Source organism: Nocardiopsis lucentensis DSM 44048 (genome assembly GCF_000341125.1).
Taxonomy (GTDB): domain Bacteria; phylum Actinomycetota; class Actinomycetes; order Streptosporangiales; family Streptosporangiaceae; genus Nocardiopsis; species Nocardiopsis lucentensis.
In genome coordinates this window covers 1-3,755 of sequence record NZ_ANBC01000374.1, presented here as the reverse complement: position 1 = coordinate 3,755, position 3,755 = coordinate 1, and the positions used below count along the sequence as shown (strand labels likewise).

Genomic DNA, 3,755 nt, shown 5'->3' with positions numbered 1-3,755 from the left:
AAAGGGCCAGCCGGTGAAGGCCGTGGCCAGTGACGGCGGGGCCCCGGGGATGGGTTCGGGCTCCCGGTCGGAGTCCAGCCCGGGCGCGCACGCCAGCAGGCCGCGGGTGTAGGGGTGGCGGGGGTCGGCGAACAGCGCGGCGGCCGTGCGCTCCTCCACCACGCGCCCCGCGTACATCACGTACACGCGGTCGCAGTAGGCGGCGGCCAGGTGCAGGTCGTGGGTGATGAACAGGACCCCGATGTCGCGCTCGCCGCGCAGGTCGCGCAGGAGCGAGAGCACCTCGGCCTGGGTGGTGGCGTCCAGCGCGCTGGTGGCCTCGTCCGCCAGGATCAGGTCGGGTCCGGCGGCCAGGGCGGCGGCGAGCACCACCCGCTGCAGCATGCCGCCGGACAGCTCGTGCGGGTACTGGCGCAGCCGTTCCTCCGGCCGGTCCAGCCCCACCCGCTCCAGCAGCTCCCGGGCACGTTCCACGGCCCGCGCCCTGGGCACGCCCAGCGCCAGGACCAGGCGTTCGGTGAGGAAGTCGCCCACGCGGCGGACCGGGTTGAGGACCGAGCGGGGGTCCTGGAACACCATGGACACCCGGCGCGAGCGCAGTGCGGTGAGCGCGTCGCGGTCGGCGGCGAGCACGTCGGTGCCCGCGACCGAGACGCGCCCGCGCGCGGTGGCGCCCTCGGGCAGCATCGCCAGGGCGGCGCGCGCGGTCGTGGACTTGCCCGACCCTGACTCGCCCACCAGGCCGACCACCTCGCCGGGGGCGACGGTGAGCGAGACCTGGTCCAGGACCGGCCGGTGCGTGTCCGCGCCGGGCAGGTCGACGGTGAGGTCGTCGATGTCGAGGAGCATGGGGCCTACCTCCGTGGGCTGAGCAGGTCGGCGAGGCGCACCCCGACGATGTTGAACGCGATCACGACCAGGGCGATCGCCGTGCCGGGGACGAGGGAGGGCCACAGGACGCCCTGGATGAGGGCGGCCTGCCCCTCCTGCACCATGAGCCCCCACTCCGAACTGGGCGCCTGGGCGCCGAAACCGAGGAAGCTGAGCGTGGCCAGCCCCATCAGGGCCTCCCCGAACAGCACCACCAGGTAGCCGAGCAGGGCGGGCGCCAGGTTGGGGATGACGTAGCGGACGCAGATGACCAGGCCGCTCACCCCCTGCACCCGGTAGGCGTCCACGTAGGGCCGCGCGACCTCGGCGAGCGCGAGGCTGCGGGTGAACTTGGCGATGATCGGCGCGAAGGCCAGGCCCAGCGCGACGACGGCCGTGGTCATGCCGCTGCCGAACACGGCCACGACCAGGACGACGAACAGCAGTCCTGGGAACGCGTACATCACGTCGGTGACCCTGGCCAGGACGGCGTCGACCCAGCCGCGCCGCCAGGCGGCCAGCGTGCCCGCGGCCACGCCCAGCGCGGAGGCGAGCAGGAGCAGCGCCAGCGGGGCGAGCAGCCCCTCCCGGGCGCCGAAGACCACCCGGGAGAGCAGGTCGCGGCCCATCTGGTCGGTGCCCAGCCAGTGCTCGGCCCCCGGCGGGGTCCACACGCTCGCGAAGTCGATGGCGTCGGGGTCGTAGGGGGCGATCAGCGGGGCGAACAGGGCGGTCAGGACGACCGCGCCGAGGAAGGCGGCGCCGACCCACAGGGGGCCGTTCCCACGGCGGCGGGTGGAGGCGGACCGCCCCGGTGCGGGGTACGCCGTGTCGCGCCGCGCCGTGTCCGCGGTGCTGGTGGCGGGGTCTCTGGTGGCGGGGGAGGTCATGCCCGGCTCCCTTCGGCGCGGACCCGCGGGTCGAGCAGCGGGTGGACGAGGTCGATCAGGGTGGTGACGGCCATGTACGTGATGACCATGTACAGCAGGACCGCCTGCACCACGGGGAAGTCGAAGGTGTTGATCGCGTCGACCAGCAGCGATCCGATGCCGCTGAGGCCGAACGCCGCCTCCACCACCACGGTGCCGCCGAGCATGCTCGCGATCACCAGCCCGCACATCGTCACCACGGGGCCCAGGGCGTTGCGCAGGACGTGGCGGCGCACGATGTGCCCCTCGCCGATCCCCGAGGCGCGCGCGGCGGCCACGTGCTCCAGGTCGAGCTGCTCGACCATCGTCTGCCGGGTGACGCGGGCGACGATGGCCAGCGACCCCAGGGACAGCGCGATCGCGGGCAGGGTCAGGTGGTGGATCCGGCCGAGGAGGCCCTCGCCCAGACCGGTGACGGGGAACCAGCCCAGGCGCACGCCGAACAGCGAGATCAGCGCGATGGCCAGGACGAACGGCGGGATCGACGCGGCCAGGGTGGTGCCCGCGGTGACGGCGGCGTCGGTGCGGCGGCCGCGCCGGACGGCGGCCAGGGCGCCCAGGCCGACGCCGAACACGGTGAAGAGCACCGACGCGTAGGCGACGAGGGACAGGGTGGCGGGCAGGCGGGTCAGGATCAGGTCGCCCACGGCGGCGTTGTACTGGAACGAGGTGCCCAGGTCGCCGGTGACCGCCCCGGCCGCCCACGCCCCGTACTGGACGAGGAGCGGTTCGTCGAGGTGGTAGGCGGCGCGCACGGCCTCGACGCGTTCGGGGGTGACGTTCTCGGGGTCGCCGATGAGGAACGACACGGGGTCGCCCGGGGCGGCGTACATGGCGCCGAAGATCAGCAGGGAGCTCACGGCCAGCGTGAACACCATGCCCAGGAGTCGGCGCAGGGTGCGGACGATCATCGTTCTCCCTCCGCTCGGGCGCCCAGACCGGCGGCCCAGGGGCCGGACAGGAACATGGCCGAGGCCGGGGCCCCGGTGATGTCGGCGGCCATCGCGAGCGTGGTGGGCACCTGCACGACGGGGATCCACACCATGTCCTCGGTCCAGCGGCGCTCCAGCTCCACGGCCAGTTCGGCGCGCTCGGCGTCGTCGGTGGCGGCCTGGGCCTCGCTGACGAGGCGGTCGTACTCGGGGTCGGCGAACCCGGAGAAGTTCACCCCGGCGTCGGAGGCACCGTTCTTGTAGAAGCCCACCGGGTCGTTCTTGGAGATCCAGTACTCGTCGGCGAACAGGTCGACCTGGGTGCGCTGCTCGGCGTCCACGTAGAAGCTGCCGAACTGCTGGCGGGGCACGGTGAGGATCCGGGCCTCCAGACCGATCCGGTCTGCGGCGTCGACGACGGCGTTGGCGATGACGGTGCGGGCCGCCTCGCCGTCGCTGGCCACGACGATGGGCTCGTCCGGTGCCCCGGCCTCCGCCACCAGGGCGCGCGCCTCGGCCAGGTCGGCGTCGTCGGGTTCGGCCGGAGCGCCCTCGATCGCGTCGTACGCCTCCTGGAAGCGTGCGGTCTCGTAACCCCAGCCGCCCGGGCCGAGCGGTGTCGACCACGGTTCGGCCAGACCGCCGAACGCCGCCCGGGCGATCCCGTCGCGTTCCAGGGCCAGCGACAGGGCGCGGCGCAGGCGCGGGTCGGCCAGGCCGCCCCGCTCGGTGGTGATCAGCGACCACACGTTGGTGGAGGGGCCCTGGAAGACCTGGACGGACCTGTTGCTCAGCAGCGGCACGGCGGCGGCCGCGGTGTCCAGGTAGGCGCCGTCGGCCTCGCCGGTGGTCAGGGTGTTGACGACGGCGTTCTCCGCCGCCCAGCGGAACTCGACCCGCGCGGTGCGGGCGGCGCCCCCGGCGTCCCAGTAGCCGTCGTCGCGTTCCAGCACCACCCGCTGGCCCGCGCGCCACTCGGCGAGCCGGTAGGGCCCGGTGCAGGCGTCGGAGCCCTCCGGTGTGC

4 protein-coding genes are annotated in these 3,755 nt (G+C 74.1%); all 4 read right to left on the bottom strand.

Annotated features, from left to right (window positions below; genetic code table 11):
- Positions 1 to 849 (bottom strand): ABC transporter ATP-binding protein (locus D471_RS0112695; protein ID WP_017598959.1); only part of this gene is annotated, 849 nt, incomplete at its 3' end.
- Between the two features lie 5 nt (positions 850 to 854).
- Complete coding sequence (locus tag D471_RS0112690) at positions 855 to 1,760, bottom strand: ABC transporter permease (protein ID WP_017598958.1); 906 nt, start codon at positions 1,758 to 1,760, stop codon at positions 855 to 857.
- Entirely contained in the window at positions 1,757 to 2,710 is a 954-nt protein-coding gene (locus D471_RS0112685) for an ABC transporter permease (protein WP_017598957.1), read from the bottom strand. The genes D471_RS0112690 and D471_RS0112685 overlap by 4 nt, the downstream gene beginning before the upstream one ends.
- On the bottom strand, positions 2,707 to 3,755 hold a 1,049-nt coding region (locus D471_RS0112680; RefSeq protein ID WP_017598956.1), incomplete at its 5' end, for an ABC transporter substrate-binding protein. The genes D471_RS0112680 and D471_RS0112685, both read right to left, overlap by 4 nt.

What these genes read in the sequence shown, in the direction of transcription:
- D471_RS0112690 (WP_017598958.1), bottom strand. Translation starts at nt 1,760, where the DNA reads ATGACCTCCCCCGCCACCAGAGACCCCGCCACCAGCACCGCGGACACG.
- D471_RS0112685 (WP_017598957.1), bottom strand. Translation starts at nt 2,710, where the DNA reads ATGATCGTCCGCACCCTGCGCCGACTCCTGGGCATGGTGTTCACGCTG.